Here is a 14,132-nt window from a genome sequence, read left to right as displayed (position 1 = left end):
CGAGGAATGGACTGGCTTGGAGGCCCAATGAAACTCGGTTGGTACATCAATCGATTGCGCAACATGGAGTTGGCAGAAATACTGCATCGGCTGGTCGAGCATCGAAGCCGTGCCGCCTCGCGCGGTCGCGACGAAGGCTGGACGCGCTATGCGGCGAGGCCAATCCATCCTGTATTTCCTGATTTTGGCGAGCGCGTGACTGCCGCGACAGAAGCACAGCGGCAAGCCATTGCGCGAGCCGCGGAAGCCACGCTTGCCGGGCGGTTTTCGGCGCTGGGCCAGGATTGGCCTGCGCGCGATCCCACGTCGCTGTTTCCACCCGATCTGTGGCGGCTTGACCCGGTGACCGGGACACTTTGGCCGGGCGCCGATGCCTATGCGTTCGACATCGACTTCCGGCACGACGGCAGCCGCAGCGATATAAAATACGTGTGGGAGATCAACCGGCTGCAAATGCTGCCGGCGCTTGCAGCGTACGTGCTGCTCGAAGACGACGCGCGCAGCCTCGCGGCGATCGAAGCAGCCATAGAAAGCTGGCACCGCGCCAACCCGCCATTCCGCGGCGTCGGCTGGTTGTCGGGCATCGAGGTGGCGTTGCGCGCCATCAGCCTGATTGTCACCTGCGACCTCCTGGAGGGCAGGATGAGCGATGCCACCCGCCGACGGGTTGGTGAAATTCTTCTCGCCAGCGCCTATTGGCTGCCGCGCTTTCAGTCGCGTTTCTCCTCGGCCAACAATCATCTCGTTGCGGAACTGGCGGGCGAATTCCTGATCGGTCTCGCGCTGGAAATACCCTCGGGTGCAGCCCATGAGGTGCTGCAAGCGAAGATGCTGAAGCAGATCCTGCCGGATGGCAGCGGTGCCGAGCAAAGCCCGACCTATGCAGCCTTCACGGCGGAACTGGTCTTGCTATGTGCGCTGGCGGCGCGCGGCTCCGGCCAGCCCTTCTCGCCTCAGGTCGAACAACGTCTCGGTGCGTTCGCCGATTTCATTGGTCAGTTCGGAGACAAGACCGTGTCGTTCGGCGATGACGACGAGGGGCGAGCGTTGACGCTGGGCAATGAGGCCGACTATCCGGCGTCCGTCGCTGCCGCCATAGCCGGCTTCTGCCGCGAGCCCGGTATTTTGCCCATGGCAGGCGACTTCCGCGCCGTGCTGTTCGCCGCGCCGCCAGCGGCCATGCCAGCGCCCACCGGACTTACGACATTCCCGGAGGGAGGCTTGAGCGTCTGGCACGGTGAGATCAACAGCCGCCGCATCCGCCTGACATTCGACCATGGCCCACTCGGCTACCTGTCGATTGCAGCCCATGGCCATGCCGACGCGTTGGCGCTGACACTATCGATCGATGGTGTGCCTGTGCTCGTCGATCCCGGCACCTGGCTCTACGGTTCCGGCGGCGTGTGGCGCAAATGGTTCCGGTCGACGCCCGCGCACAATACGCTCAACATCGACGGCGTCAGCCAAAGCACCGTGGCCGGCGCCTTCAACTGGTCTCACAAGGCTGAGGCGAAGCTGATCGAAAGCCGGCCTGAACCGAACTGGCGGCTGAGCGCTCGCCAGGACGGCTACCAAAGGCGCTACAGTGTCGTCCACGAGCGCACGCTTTCGCGAGACACAGGGGGAATTGCCGTCATCGACCGCCTGATCGGCGCCGCCCGCGAGGCGGAAATCGTCTTTCAGCTTGCCGCCGGGCTTGCGGTCGATCGTGACAGCAATCGGGTGGTGGTGCGCCGCGGCGACGAGCCACTCCTGGAGATGCATCTTCCCGACACGGCAATCGAAATCTCCACCGGAGGAGACAGGCCGGGTCAGGGTGGCTGGGTGTCGCCCAGATTCGGCATCCGGGAGCCGGCCCAACGTGTGTCGTGGCGGGGCAAAGTGGACGAAGGTGGTGTCCGCAGCTGGTTGTTTCCGGTACAGCGCCAAGGTTGAAATCGGCGTGTTTTGCATATTTTAGCGATAACGCAGTGTTGATTCGGCTTCCCGCCGGAAATGCTATCCGGTATCGTGATGCACAACTATGTCATAGAACTGCATTAACCACGTGAGGCGGCATCCGGCCGTCCCTCGGATGTCTCACTTGTCACGGTTATCGTATCCGCGACCAAGGAGCCGGCATGTTGTTTGATTTTGTCAGTGCGGTCACGCGCAAGCTGGTCGGGATCGACCTGGTAACGCCCGGCCTCATTCTGCTGACCGCGCTGATCTGCGCAGTAATCGCCTATTTTCGCGTGGTCAAGGAGAGGTCGATCCGGGATTTCTTCGATTTCATGTTCCCGACGGAAATCCTTTTCCACCCATCGGCCAGGGCCGATGCGCTTTTCTGGGTCACGAAGAAGCTGGTCGGACCGTTCCTGTTCATCCCCGCCGGCGTGACTTTCGTGACCGCCGTGGGTTATGGAACCAATCGATTGCTGGGCGGGCTCTTTCATATCGACACGCCACTGATCGGCGGGCCAGCAGGACCGGTGACCATCGTCCTGTTCACGATCAGCATGCTGCTCGCCTACGACATTTCCTATTATGTCTATCACTACGCCCAGCATCGTTTTCCCTTCCTCTGGGAACTGCACAAGGTGCATCACTCCGCCCAGGTCATGGTGGGCATCACCAAGGATCGGGTGCATCCGCTCGATGATCTGATGAACCGCATGTGGGATGGCGTCATTCCCGGCATCTGCTTCGGCATGTGGACGCTGATCGCGCTCGATCCGGTCGAGGTGACGATTTTCGGCATCAATGTCTATGTCGTGCGCAATATCCTGATGATGGATTTCGTCCGCCACACGCATCTCAAGATTTCCTTCGGCCCGATCAACAATCTCGTTCTCTGCCCGCATTGGCACCAATTGCACCACAGCATCGACCCGCGGCACTACGACAAGAATTTCGGTCTCCTGTTCTCCTTCTGGGACCGGCTGTTCGGAACTTTGGTCGTGCCGGCACCACAGGAAGATTTTCAGTTCGGACTGATCGACCGCGACGTGCGCGACTACCAGTCGCTGTTCGGCCTCTGGATCCTGCCGCTGAAGAAGATGTGGTGGCAGGCGCAGAAACCCTGGCGCAGACTCTCCGGGCGTGGCCAGGACGAACTGGTGCGGACGCAGGACGGGCCTAAATCATGAGCGTGCTCGCATCGCAAAGCGAGGCCGGCCTCGACAGGTTGGAAATTGTCCGTTCCGCAGACCGGCTGGACGCCGTAGGTCCCGCCTGGATGGAGCTCTGGCAACAGACCGATGGATTGATCTTCCAGAGCCATGACTGGATTTCCGCCTGGTGGCGAACCGCTGTTGATCGCGACCGCAGGGCGCTGCGGATCGGTCTCGTCTGGCGGGACGACAGGCTGTTGGCGGTCATGCCGCTGGCGATCGCCCGGCGCAAGGGACTACGCTTCCTCGAATGGGCCGCCGGCAGCTATTCCGATTACGGCAATATCCTGATGGCGCCGGAATGCCCCTCGGAGGCCCTGACGCGGCTGTGGAACGAGCTGTCGAGGCCTGGCGGCTTCGATCTGGCCTTTCTCTATCGCCTGCTGCCGGACACGCCGGCCAAGGCATTTTTCACGCCGACCACGGCAGGCAGTATCAGGCTCGGACTGCATCCACGCAGCGAAGTCAGCCACCGGGTCACGGGATCTTGGAAGGACGGCGCCGCATGGTTCAACGGTCTTTCGAAAAAGACCCGCAAAAACTACCGCCACGGACGCAACACGATCGAGAAATCCGGCGATCTCAGATTTCGCCTGGTGCCGCCGGACGAGCCGCTCGCTCCCCTTCTGACGCGGCTTTCCGTGCTCAAGGGCAAATGGCTCGCCGAACGCGGCCACCAGTCCGCTCTGTTCGAGGACGACGCCGAGACGCTGACGGCGCTCGTCTCGGTACTTCTGCGTGCCGGCGTGCTGCATATCTTCGTGCTGGAAAGCAACGAAACGGTCATCGCCATCTCGATCAACTTCATCCAGCGCGGCATGATGATGGCCTGGGTGACAACCTTCGATCCGGACTTCGCCTCTTCCTCGCCCGGCCTCATCCTGATGATGGAATATATCAAATGGTCGTTCGACCAAGGCCTTGGCACGGTCGATTTCCTCTGCGGCGGTGAGGCCTTTAAGGAACGGTTCGCGACACAGTCCGTGGTATTGGAATCGGTAATGGGCGCGCGCAGCCTCCGCGGCTCGCTGGCGCTTATCGCCGACCGCGTCCGGCGCAACATCCAGGCAAGGCGGGCCAGGAATCCGGCCGACGTGCCGGCTGCAGACCGCGACCCCGATGTTGATTGAGACGGTGCGCGTCAACAATATCAACCACGCCGGGTCTGCCTGAGGCCGTTTGTGAAACAGCGATCGTTAAATATTGAACGTTCGACTTGAGCAGAGTTCCACCTTTCAAAGCTATCTTCTCCCGCAAACATGGCGTGGGAGTTTTAGATGACAACTCTACTCAAAATTGTGGCGACGGCTGTCCTTGCGATATCTTTCATCCCGGATTCGGCATTTGCGTTCGGTCTTGGCGGCGTGACCCGCGTGCCCAAACCGGAGCTCAATGCACTTTATCTGAAGGAAGGTGGACGGGTTACCGCGCCCTTCGCTCACGTCGTGTTTTGCGTGCATCAACCCGCCGATTGTTCGGCGTCCAATGGCCCGGATGCTATCGATCTTACGTCCGACAAAAGGCGTGAGCTCGTCTCGGTAAACAGTGAGATCAATCACGACATTCTCCCCGTCAACGATAGCGGCAATGACACATGGTCTCTGGCGCCGCGTGAAGGCGACTGCGAGGACTTTGCAATCACCAAGCGCCACGCTCTGATTGCCCACGGCTGGCCCGCATCCGCGCTGCGCCTGGCCGTCGCCCACACGGCCTGGGGAGAGGGTCACCTCGTGCTCGTCGTGCGGACCAACAAAGGCGACCTCGTGCTCGACAATCTCACCGGGGCTGTGCGCAACTGGCGAAAAACCGGCCTGCAGTGGGACATGATACAGGCCTCGAACGATCCGCGGATTTGGCACAAGTTATAATCCTATCCGATGACGTTGAGGCCAAGCCTCGATTGGTACGGGTGCGCAATGGTTAGCGGGTAAGGTTACCGGATGAACGGCATTGCATGGTGCCGGTCCCGCGGGCTACCCACCCGAAATCATCAATTACGGCACTCCCCATGCAAAACAGAAACAGCACCGGCCATTGGACTTTGTCGCTCGCACTCATAATCACAATGGCACTGGCAGCTTTTGTCAGTCACATGCCTGCATCGTGAGCGGTGAGGAGCATGCGCTTCCTCACGAAACTTGTCGTCCGTGCCTTTTACATAGCTCTCTGGGTGAAACAGAGAGCCACAATTGGCGCACAGGTGGCCTTGGTGCATGAAGGCAACGTGCTTCTCGTGCGCCATTCATACAAGCCGGGCTGGCACCTCCCGGGCGGCGGCATCGACCCGCCCGAAACGCCGGAAAATGCGGTGGCGAGGGAACTGAGAGAAGAGGTCGCGATCACTCTAACCTCCCCGCCGACATTTGTCGGCGTGTTCCCTAACCCAACGGCGCAGGCCAGGGGCGACTATATCATGGCGTTCCGTGCGGCAGGGTTCACCGAAATGCCGAATTTAAAAACGAGCTGGGAAATCGCCGAGACGAAATGGTTTCCCCTTCAGCACCTTCCCTCGGATTGTTCTGCCATTTGCCGTCGGATCATCGATCTCCTTGATACCTGAAATTTGTGGCATGCACCGAATTCTGATACAGTAAGCGTCAGACATCGCACAGAAGCCGATCGTCTCTGTGCCGGGCAGCGAAAGCGAGCGCGGCGGCAGAGCGAGTTTCGGAATCATTTTCGCCCTGATATAGGGAGACGCTTAACACCAGGATCGCTACAATGCGCACTCTCATTCTCGCACTGGCTTTGGCCAGCCTTTTCGCAGGCATCGCCGACAGCCAAACCTATTCGACGACGACCAAGAAACGTCACGGGATTAGCGGCGATATCAGCGGGGCCATCTCCGGCGACACCGTTCAGCCACGCCAGCGGCAGCAGCAATACCAGACCAATCGACCCGGGTGCTACAAGGTCGCTAAGGGTCGATATACCTGTCGATAGTATCATTGCCGACACAGCGATAGAGAACATTTCGACTGGCTATTGACCGGGATATCAGGCCGCCCAATAAATCCGGGGGGTACAAAAGGAGATTGGGATGCGCCTCACATTATTTCTCATACTGCTTGCGTGGGCAGGAATGAGCGACGCGGCAGAGCCTTTGAAGCTCAAAGCCGCCACCATAGCAGAGATCCAGACTTATCTGCCGGGTGCGCGACATCTCACCGAACGTCGTGATGGCTATCTCTACGGCTCGAAGAGCCGAATTGGATACCAGATCGGTGATGGGCATATGTGCCTTCGCTATCCAGGCGGGCGTATCGAGTGCGTCAAAATCCTGTCAAACGGGAGGCGTTTGCAGATGATCGACAACCGCGGCAATCGGCAGTGGCTGAACTAGAGCATGCTCTGAAAGAGATCGGAAGGCGTGTGAGCGTCCGGTAAGGTTAACTTTTGGTCCGCCTTGAATTCGGCCGGTTGCCCGCGATATCTCCGTTCGCCCGGAACGGAGATCCGATCATGGTCAAGGCTTGGTTTATTTTCGCGCTTCTGGCGCAGCTTTCTTGGCTCGTTTTTCTAGCCTGGGGCGCGCTTCATCTGATGCTGTCGATGCGATAGACGCGAAGCGCATGAGGACGCGACGGCTATCCGAGCAGCCAATAGACGCCCAGGAAAATACCTATCCATATAAAAACTGACAGCTCGAAGCTCAGCAACAACGCTTGCAAGCGATTCATGGCATCTCCTCCCCCGAGATACTATCCCGGTTTACGCCGAAGACACTACCGGCGCAAGCGGACAACTGCATTGATATGGGGCAATTGCTTCAGTTTCTCGCCGATATCTGATGGAATGCCGATTTTGTCGGTCCTTGGCTTCGATTGAGCGGGGCCGATCGTCTCTTCAGCGGTGTTGCCATCGCGTTCGATCATCGAGCATTTTTCGGCGCCATCCGACCCGCGGCATAAGTGGCGCAGCGTCTGAAGCTGGCTGGAGCTCCCTCAATTCTACCATCGGCTGGTCACGCCACGTCAGCTTACGGCGTTTCCACGCTCCTCTCACATTTTTGTTGCACCGCACAAAAAATCGCCTAAAGTCTGTTGAATAGGCTGCTCGGAGAATTCGCATGGTGCGGTCGCTCGATACGTCATTGTCTCTGCTGGAGCTCGCAGTCCATCACGGAAGCCGGAGTGGCGTGGACCGAATAAAGGAACTCGGTGACGAGTTCGTTGAAAATGGGCGCGAATTTGCCAGTTTCCGCGGTATCGACCCGACCCCGTTGGACACCCTGCTCCAGCGGCTCAAGGAGCTTGACCTTTCGCTGAGATTTGGCAATTCGATCCGTATCGACCTTGCACGCAAGGAGGCTTTGGCGACGATTGCGAGCATACGCGCCAAAACGCCTCTCCTCACTTCCGAGGCATATGAAATGCTTTTGCCTTCCTGGCTGACGGGGCAGTGGCGTAGGGGGTCAAAGGATGCACTGCGCCCTACTGCCGCCAAAACGACCGGAAAGGACACGCGAAAGTCACCTCATCGAGGCGAGTGCGATTGACGTAAGCAATTTGGCATAACTCGGGCGCTTGGATACGTGTTCGTGCCGACGGGGCTCGCTATCTTGATTATCTCAGCAAGTTGAGGGAGCTAGATTTATTGATCGCCGCACCGCACTTGTTATGGATCTTGCGGCTGGCGGGAAAACCTCAGGGTTTTCGTCGCCTGGGACAACGCCCCCGTATGACGTGAGATTTCGCTCCGTACTTCAGTTTTATCGGCCCAGTCTTGCCGTTCCTTCATCAGCCGAGGCGATGAAGTCCTTAAAACGGAGTTCTCCGGAAACTACGTCGCGAATTCTTAGCATCCGGCGGGTTGCCAGCATGGAGACGGCAGACGCCGGGGGGCGTATGTAAAATTAATAGATCGACGCCAAAATCAACTATATCGTATATATGTGCGAGCGGTGGTCAGGGTGTCAGTTCAACATGCAGAGCAAAGCAGAGATTTGGTCGATCCAGTACCTGCGCGCAATCGCTGCGGTATCTGTGGTCGCCTTCCACATGCTGCAGGGACATTGGCTATTTGATTTTGGCAAATATGGCGTCGATATTTTTTTCGTCATCAGCGGGTTCATTGTCGTCGCGATTACAGACGGGCGCTCTGTGACCCCGCGCCGGTTCTTTCTGGACCGCCTGACGAGGATCGTCCCGCTCTATTGGGCAGCCACCGCCATGGTGATTTTTCTCGGTTGGTACGGCGTCTATACCACGCCCATGGAAAATTCGCTTTCAGCTGGATACATATTGAAGTCTCTCTTTTTCATACCGGCAGAGGCTCCCTATTCGAGCCAGAACATCTGGCCTTTATATTATCTCGGATGGACCCTAAACTACGAGATGTTTTTCTATGCGGCTTTTGCCAGCATGCTGTTGCTGCCGATTTCTTACAGATTAACCGTCCTAACCCTCACTTTCATCGCTCTGGTCTCGATCGGGTTCTTGTATGAGCCTCAAAATCCGGCGCTGGCAACGTATTCAGGCCCGCGATTGATGGAGTTTCTTTCCGGTGCGTTTCTTGGAAGGATTTTTGGCTTCGACCTGAAAAACAGGCGCTTTCGGGAGGCCACTCTCTACAGCGCACTTGTGTCCGGAAGTCTTCTCGTTTTTGGCGCCGCTTTTCCCGAATTGGGGCCAGGCGCCGCCGCCTGCTTTTTAGTCAGTGCTTTCTTGCTGCTCGATCGCGGCAATCTTATTCCTCGTCTGTTGCCTCTGAAGGCTCTTGGCGACGCATCCTACTCCATCTATCTGGTTCAGGAGTTCGCATATCTCGCAGTGGCCTCGGCGGCGCCTCATCTTGGGCTCGGCGAGGGTGGCAAATTCTATGGATTGGCGTGTATCATCGCCATTGTTTTTGGATTGGTTGCACATAGATGGCTCGAAGTGCCGCTGACTCGCAGCGCCAGACTCGGACTGACGAGGTTGCTTGACAGATCACGGCGTTCGGCTGGTGCAAGCAGCAGCTGATTATCGATTATGCCAGCGAAGTAGCGATCGGGGCTTCTTCGAACGGTGCTGCTATTTGGTTATTCGGACTGACCGAATGCATCGCGGCATGGATCGCCAGTGGGTCGGGAGCGGTTTGGCGATTGGTTGAGCACGACCTCCAATTTCCGGAGCGACTGTGATGACCGCTACCCCATTTTTTTCGCCGGCCGTCGTGTTGTCAAACGTGAGTAGCTTCGGCGTCTCGCACAAGCCCTGCCCATTAGAAATTCGCCGATATCCCTAACCCGGAAACGTTTTTAGCATTTCCTTCCCTGCCAGATTGAAGACCTGGTAACGGGGCAATTCTAACAGAGGGTCGCCCGGCTTCACTCGATCCCCCCGCGTCGTGCAGGCGAATTCCAAGCCGGCTTCGGCGGCAATCGCCGGGGTTTCCGGCCCATAGCTTCCATAGGGATAGGCGAAAGATCTTATGTTCCGGCCGATCAACCGCGCGCATTCCTCGACGCTTCCGCCGATTTCCTGCCCTTGCACTGCCGGAGCACAGCCCGCCAGTGCAGGGTGGGTGACGGTGTGTGCGCCGAGTTCAATCAGGGGCTGGCCAGCGAGCCAGTTCAGCTGCTGCAAGCTCAAGGCGGCACCGCTCGCCGGAGCCTGTTCCGGCACCCCTGATTGCGCATGAAGTTCGGCCATCGCGCTTTCGCGGTCGGTATTGTCGAGCGACTTCAGATATGTCCAGATTCCGATATAGGCACGCTGCCGCGCCGTCCATTCTCCGCCGGATGCGCGCCAGCTTCTTCGTTGAAGGTCGGAGTCCCGTGCTCCCAGGGCCCATTCCCGCCGTTCCGGCGAGGTGATGCGGATCGCAACATCGCGATGCTGCATGACGATTTCTTCAAGCGCGTCCCACCAGAACCAGCGCGTCGAACCGATCATGCCGGAACAGAGAAATATGGTCGCCGGCAGGCCGTTCTCGATGAGCAGCGGCGCGGCAACAGCCGCATTGCAGGCATAACCGTCATCGAACGTGATGGCCGCGGCATTGGGCGGCAGGCTTCCCTCGGCATGACGCCGACAGAAGTCCGTCAGGCTCAGAACTTGCCGACTAGATTTCAACACCTTCAGCTGAGACGCGAAATTGGCAGGGCTGACGCAGATGTCCCAGGGATCGCCCTCGACCTCGGCAATCCGATGATACATGAGAATCACCGGTCCGGGCCTGAGCGCTGCGATCTGCCTCCTAAGCCGCCTCAGAGCGCGTCGAAAGAGATTTGCCGGCATCTAACTTGCCCCTCCCCCCCCGTTCATCCGCAGCCTTGCGGAAATACGGGCCGAGAAAAAATTCCAGGTCGTGACGGCGAGCCGGCGTGAAAAGTGATCGTCGACTTCGAAACCTGCCCGCAGGTCGCGCCAGGCAGCACCCAGGTTCCGCCTTTGGAAGATGTTTCGAAGGATCTGCTCGACGATCAGGCTCCCGTAATATTCTTCGAAAAAAGACCGGCCTTCCCTCCATGCCAGCAACAAGTTTTCGTCTTCCGGACCAGGCTTGTTCTTGTCGAGCACGCGCTTGGCAAGCCTGAGCATATTGGCAAAATTCCGCGTCATGTTCGCCTCGTGACGCCGGTACTCGGCACCAGATGCATCGTAATGACGGATCGGATGGCTGCGTGACAGGCGGAGATAGATGTCGAAATCCTCACAGGCACGCAGGCTTTCATCAAAACCGCCGCTGGCGGCCAGCATATCGCGACGATAAAGGACGGTGCCGTGCATGGCGATATGATTGCCGCGCAGGAGCCCCGGATGATTGGCGCGCGCGCCATCTGGATGCATTTCGAAGAGCATGTTTCCGGCGACATCGATCTCCCGGTATCCGCCAAACGCGAACGCTGCTGAGGGGGAGCCCATCAATGCCGCGTGCGCACTTTCGAGCGCTGTCGGCAGCAGCCGGTCATCCGCGTCCAGGAACAGGATGAAATCCTGCTTTGATTGTTGCAGCCCGGCATTGCGCGCCGAGGACAGCCCGCCGTTCTTCTTCCAGACATAGCGAATCCCGGGAAAACTGCGCACCACTTCAGCCGTATTGTCGGAGGACCCGTCGTCCACCACGATGATCTCCGTTGGGAGCAGGGTCTGCGCAAGGCAGCTTTCTATGGCCTCGGCCAGAAAATGGCCGTGATTGTAGCAGGCAATCGCCACGCAAATGCCGGACCGAGCGTCAGCCATGGATATATCCAGTCTTCCGGGAGGCGACCGGCACGGTCACAAGCGCAGTGCCACCTGGATGCAACCACCGGTGCAGCGAGTCAACAGCGCGACTAGTGTCAGATGAAGAGCCCGGGTCAGAATATTGCAGTCTAATTCCTCCTCCGGCAGGCAATCCTGCTGCCAAAGGTCGCCCGCGATCATTGCATCCAGGTATAGATGCACCATAGATCAGTACATCCGGTTTGTCGATCTTGCCCTTGCCGAACTGTTTGCAATGGTCGTCGCCGACTTCAGGCACGCGAACCTCGATCGTATCGGCGTACCGGAGCAGAGATTCGCCGACACAGGACGTCCTCTTAATGCGAGCTTCGCACGCCAAGAAGAAGGACAGACCGGCAGAACAGGCTGCGGCTGCGAGGTAACTTTGGCGCTCAGACGACACTTCATTCATGCAGGACCGACCAAGCTCCGCTCCGTTGACAGCATTTACCACACAGCAGAATGACTACAGTAAATTTTCTAACGATTTGATGCGGCTTATGTTAAAAGCCCGGTCACCGAAACATATGTTTCGTCATCCGGCAGACGCAATCCAATCCTTGTCGGCACACAGCCGACCTTAAGATAAAACTAATGGCACGTTGCTAAAGTCCGGCGCGCACGAAACTATTTAAAAGGGTTGCCGCCTTCAGATGGCTCAATTCGCGGAACAGCATCATTCACGGCAGAATGTCTTCATTTCGGCAGAAAGAAAATCTCTCGCCGAAACACTACGCGAGATCTATCTCTGGCGCGAACTCGTCCAGTTCCTCGTCTGGCGTGACCTCAAGGTTCGCTATAGCCAGACCTATGTGGGCCTCGCCTGGATTCTCATCCAGCCGCTCGTCTCGCTGATCCTGTTCAGCGGCATCTTCGGCAGATTCATCGGAATTCCTTCCGATGGCCTGCCTTATCCAGTCTTCGTTATCTCCGGTCTGGTGCTCTGGAATTTCTTCGCCAACGGCATGATCAACGCCGCGTCGAGCCTGGTCAACAATGACGGCCTGATCAGCAAGAGCTACTTTGCGCGACTGGCCATTCCTCTTTCCGCCATCCTGTCTTCCCTTGTCGATTTCCTGATCGCGCTCGTCTTCGCAGTCATCGTCCTGCAGTATTTTCACACTCCGCTTTCCCTGAAGATGCTGATCGTCATCCCACTCGTCGGCCTTGCCTTTCTCGCAGCCTGTGGCGTGGGTTTTTTCCTTGCCGCCGTCAACGTCATCTACAGGGACGTCAAGCACATCGTGCCTTTTCTGGCTCAGGCATGGTTCTTCGCCTCTCCCGTGATCTATTCGACAAAGCTTCTGCCGCCCGAATACAGGATGGCGATGGCGCTCAACCCGATGGCTGGCGTCATCGAGGGCATGCGCTGGAGCCTTGGCACGTCAAGCGACCCCTGGCTGATGATCGGCGTCTCAGCCTTGGTCTCGACGGCAATGTTTGCCATTGGCATCCTTGTCTTCAATCGTCTGGAGGGCCGGTTCGCCGATGTCGTATAGTGTCCCTGCCCATAGTTCCGAGACTGCCGTCACCGTAAACAACATCTGGAAGCGCTACAGCAGGCAAAAGCGCACCACCCTGTCGGAAACCCTCACGGAATTCGGCCGCGCCCTGGGCAGAAGAGTTGCCGGCAGGACGCCCACGGAGCAACGCGACAACGGCGTATTCTGGGCGCTCAAGGACATATCTTTCACCATCAACCGCGGCGAGATCGTGGGCATTGTCGGCAATAACGGCGCTGGAAAAAGCACGCTGTTGAAAATCCTGTCTCGTATCACCCCGCCGTCGCAGGGCAGCGTCAGATTTTCCGGCCGCGTCGGTTCGCTGCTCGAAGTCGGTGCAGGCTTCCATCCCGAGCTGAGCGGACGTGAAAACATATTCCTCAACGGTGCGATCCTGGGAATGTCGAAACGTGAGATTGCCGGGCAGTTGGACGCGATCATCGACTTTTCCGGCGTCGAAGCCTTCCTTGACATGCCCGTCAAGCACTATTCCAGCGGCATGTATATGCGGCTCGCCTTCTCCGTCGCTGCGCACCTGGAAAGCGAAATCCTCCTGGTCGATGAAGTCCTGGCGGTGGGTGATACCAATTTCCAGCGAAAATGCATGGACCGGATGTCGGATGTGGCAAAGAGCGGACGGACCATCCTTTTGGTCAGCCACAACTTGACGGCCATTCAATCCCTCTGTCAACGCGCATTGTGGTTCGAAGCCGGGCAATTGCGGGGGGATGGCCAGACAGCCGACGTTCTCAATGAGTATCTGAAGCTTTCTTCCGGCGTCGAGGGCATTCCACTCAAGACCTGGGATCCTTCAAACGCTCCTGGAGACGATGATTTCCGGCTGGAACGCGTCGCGATCTATCCGGTGGATGGCAGGCCCGGCGATCCCATAGATATCGGCTCGCCCTTCTGCCTCGCGGTGGACTATGTGAACGCCTTCGAGAATGCGGATATCAACCTGGTCTGGCTTGTGCACAATGCCGAAGGCATCCTGCTCTGCGAACTTGGCTCATGGAACCCCAGACCGGCACGGGCTCGGGGACACTATCGCGAAACATGCCTCTTCCCCGCCGACCTCCTGAACGAGGGCGCGCTTTATTTCAGCCTGCAGGTGGTTCGGGAGCATGAACTCACCTATCAGATGCCGCGGCTGATTTCGTGCGAACTTCTCGACAGCCCCAATGGCAGGGATGGCTGGTTTGGCCATTGGCCGGGCGCTTTCCGCCCGAGACTGCCCTGGACGATTGACCGGCTCGACAATTCTGCTTCCGAAGCAAGGGATCTCTGAA

Annotated in this window: 14 protein-coding genes; 11 read left to right on the top strand and 3 right to left on the bottom strand. The window is 58.2% G+C overall.

Annotated elements, in window-relative coordinates:
- Positions 1 to 27 precede the first annotated feature (27 nt).
- The 7 genes from AC1DYF_RS00250 (at position 28) to AC1DYF_RS00220 (ending at position 6,495) form a co-directional block, all read left to right on the top strand.
- Positions 28 to 1,935 carry a heparinase II/III family protein gene (locus AC1DYF_RS00250; RefSeq protein ID WP_477874022.1) on the top strand — a complete coding sequence of 636 codons (1,908 nt, stop codon included), beginning with the start codon at positions 28 to 30 and terminating at the stop codon, positions 1,933 to 1,935.
- Positions 1,936 to 2,120: 185 nt separating this feature from the next.
- Positions 2,121 to 3,128: a sterol desaturase family protein gene (locus AC1DYF_RS00245; protein WP_477874020.1), complete on the top strand. Its 1,008-nt coding sequence runs from the start codon at positions 2,121 to 2,123 to the stop codon at positions 3,126 to 3,128.
- Positions 3,125 to 4,282, top strand: coding sequence for a GNAT family N-acetyltransferase (locus AC1DYF_RS00240; RefSeq protein ID WP_477874018.1), 1,158 nt, complete (start codon positions 3,125 to 3,127; stop codon positions 4,280 to 4,282). Before AC1DYF_RS00245 ends, AC1DYF_RS00240 begins: the two co-directional genes overlap by 4 nt.
- Before the next feature lie 147 nt (positions 4,283 to 4,429).
- Positions 4,430 to 5,020, top strand: coding sequence for a transglutaminase-like cysteine peptidase (locus AC1DYF_RS00235; protein WP_477874016.1), 591 nt, complete (start codon positions 4,430 to 4,432; stop codon positions 5,018 to 5,020).
- 251 nt (positions 5,021 to 5,271) lie between these two features.
- Entirely contained in the window at positions 5,272 to 5,712 is a 441-nt protein-coding gene (locus tag AC1DYF_RS00230) for an NUDIX domain-containing protein (protein WP_477874014.1), read from the top strand.
- A gap of 161 nt (positions 5,713 to 5,873) precedes the next feature.
- Complete coding sequence (locus AC1DYF_RS00225; protein ID WP_477874012.1) at positions 5,874 to 6,095, top strand: hypothetical protein; 222 nt, start codon at positions 5,874 to 5,876, stop codon at positions 6,093 to 6,095.
- A 97-nt stretch (positions 6,096 to 6,192) separates the two neighbouring features.
- A complete protein-coding gene (locus AC1DYF_RS00220) occupies positions 6,193 to 6,495 on the top strand; it encodes a hypothetical protein (protein ID WP_477874010.1) in 303 nt (100 codons plus the stop codon).
- A gap of 382 nt (positions 6,496 to 6,877) precedes the next feature.
- Here the strand turns inward: AC1DYF_RS00220 and AC1DYF_RS00215 are convergent, their stop codons facing one another.
- Positions 6,878 to 7,027 carry a hypothetical protein gene (locus AC1DYF_RS00215; RefSeq protein WP_477874008.1) on the bottom strand — a complete coding sequence of 50 codons (150 nt, stop codon included), beginning with the start codon at positions 7,025 to 7,027 and terminating at the stop codon, positions 6,878 to 6,880.
- A gap of 194 nt (positions 7,028 to 7,221) precedes the next feature.
- On the opposite strand from AC1DYF_RS00215, the gene AC1DYF_RS00210 reads away from it, so the two are divergent.
- A complete protein-coding gene (locus AC1DYF_RS00210; protein WP_477874006.1) occupies positions 7,222 to 7,650 on the top strand; it encodes a hypothetical protein in 429 nt (142 codons plus the stop codon).
- A 427-nt stretch (positions 7,651 to 8,077) separates the two neighbouring features.
- The gene (locus AC1DYF_RS00205; RefSeq protein WP_477874004.1) at positions 8,078 to 9,115 is read left to right on the top strand and encodes an acyltransferase family protein; all 1,038 of its coding nucleotides are present in this window, start codon (positions 8,078 to 8,080) and stop codon (positions 9,113 to 9,115) included.
- A 261-nt stretch (positions 9,116 to 9,376) separates the two neighbouring features.
- Here AC1DYF_RS00205 and AC1DYF_RS00200 read toward each other — a convergent pair whose 3' ends face one another.
- Together AC1DYF_RS00200 and AC1DYF_RS00195 are read right to left on the bottom strand one after the other, a co-directional pair.
- Entirely contained in the window at positions 9,377 to 10,294 is a 918-nt protein-coding gene (locus AC1DYF_RS00200) for a polysaccharide deacetylase family protein (RefSeq protein WP_477874002.1), read from the bottom strand.
- 81 nt (positions 10,295 to 10,375) lie between these two features.
- Positions 10,376 to 11,320, bottom strand: a complete 945-nt coding sequence (locus AC1DYF_RS00195; protein ID WP_477874000.1) for a glycosyltransferase family 2 protein — start codon at positions 11,318 to 11,320, stop codon at positions 10,376 to 10,378.
- Positions 11,321 to 11,994: 674 nt separating this feature from the next.
- On the opposite strand from AC1DYF_RS00195, the gene AC1DYF_RS00190 reads away from it, so the two are divergent.
- Both AC1DYF_RS00190 and AC1DYF_RS00185 read left to right on the top strand, forming a co-directional pair.
- Positions 11,995 to 12,840: an ABC transporter permease gene (locus tag AC1DYF_RS00190; RefSeq protein WP_477873998.1), complete on the top strand. Its 846-nt coding sequence runs from the start codon at positions 11,995 to 11,997 to the stop codon at positions 12,838 to 12,840.
- Positions 12,830 to 14,131, top strand: a complete 1,302-nt coding sequence (locus AC1DYF_RS00185; RefSeq protein WP_477873996.1) for an ABC transporter ATP-binding protein — start codon at positions 12,830 to 12,832, stop codon at positions 14,129 to 14,131. Before AC1DYF_RS00190 ends, AC1DYF_RS00185 begins: the two co-directional genes overlap by 11 nt.
- Position 14,132 lies beyond the last annotated feature (1 nt).

The sequence above is a fragment of the Rhizobium sp. P2_G9 genome, from assembly GCF_056403475.1.
Note: the sequence above shows the minus strand (reverse complement) of the source record. Positions and strands in the feature narration are given on the sequence as shown.

Excerpts from the sequence above, each read along its gene's own strand:
- AC1DYF_RS00250 (WP_477874022.1), top strand. The coding sequence starts at position 28 with ATGAAACTCGGTTGGTACATCAATCGATTGCGCAACATGGAGTTGGCA.
- AC1DYF_RS00245 (WP_477874020.1), top strand. The coding sequence starts at position 2,121 with ATGTTGTTTGATTTTGTCAGTGCGGTCACGCGCAAGCTGGTCGGGATC.
- AC1DYF_RS00240 (WP_477874018.1), top strand. The coding sequence starts at position 3,125 with ATGAGCGTGCTCGCATCGCAAAGCGAGGCCGGCCTCGACAGGTTGGAA.
- AC1DYF_RS00235 (WP_477874016.1), top strand. The coding sequence starts at position 4,430 with ATGACAACTCTACTCAAAATTGTGGCGACGGCTGTCCTTGCGATATCT.
- AC1DYF_RS00230 (WP_477874014.1), top strand. The coding sequence starts at position 5,272 with ATGCGCTTCCTCACGAAACTTGTCGTCCGTGCCTTTTACATAGCTCTC.
- AC1DYF_RS00225 (WP_477874012.1), top strand. The coding sequence starts at position 5,874 with ATGCGCACTCTCATTCTCGCACTGGCTTTGGCCAGCCTTTTCGCAGGC.
- AC1DYF_RS00220 (WP_477874010.1), top strand. The coding sequence starts at position 6,193 with ATGCGCCTCACATTATTTCTCATACTGCTTGCGTGGGCAGGAATGAGC.
- AC1DYF_RS00215 (WP_477874008.1), bottom strand. The coding sequence starts at position 7,027 with ATGATCGAACGCGATGGCAACACCGCTGAAGAGACGATCGGCCCCGCT.
- AC1DYF_RS00210 (WP_477874006.1), top strand. The coding sequence starts at position 7,222 with ATGGTGCGGTCGCTCGATACGTCATTGTCTCTGCTGGAGCTCGCAGTC.
- AC1DYF_RS00205 (WP_477874004.1), top strand. The coding sequence starts at position 8,078 with ATGCAGAGCAAAGCAGAGATTTGGTCGATCCAGTACCTGCGCGCAATC.
- AC1DYF_RS00200 (WP_477874002.1), bottom strand. The coding sequence starts at position 10,294 with ATGTATCATCGGATTGCCGAGGTCGAGGGCGATCCCTGGGACATCTGC.
- AC1DYF_RS00195 (WP_477874000.1), bottom strand. The coding sequence starts at position 11,320 with ATGGCTGACGCTCGGTCCGGCATTTGCGTGGCGATTGCCTGCTACAAT.
- AC1DYF_RS00190 (WP_477873998.1), top strand. The coding sequence starts at position 11,995 with ATGGCTCAATTCGCGGAACAGCATCATTCACGGCAGAATGTCTTCATT.
- AC1DYF_RS00185 (WP_477873996.1), top strand. The coding sequence starts at position 12,830 with ATGTCGTATAGTGTCCCTGCCCATAGTTCCGAGACTGCCGTCACCGTA.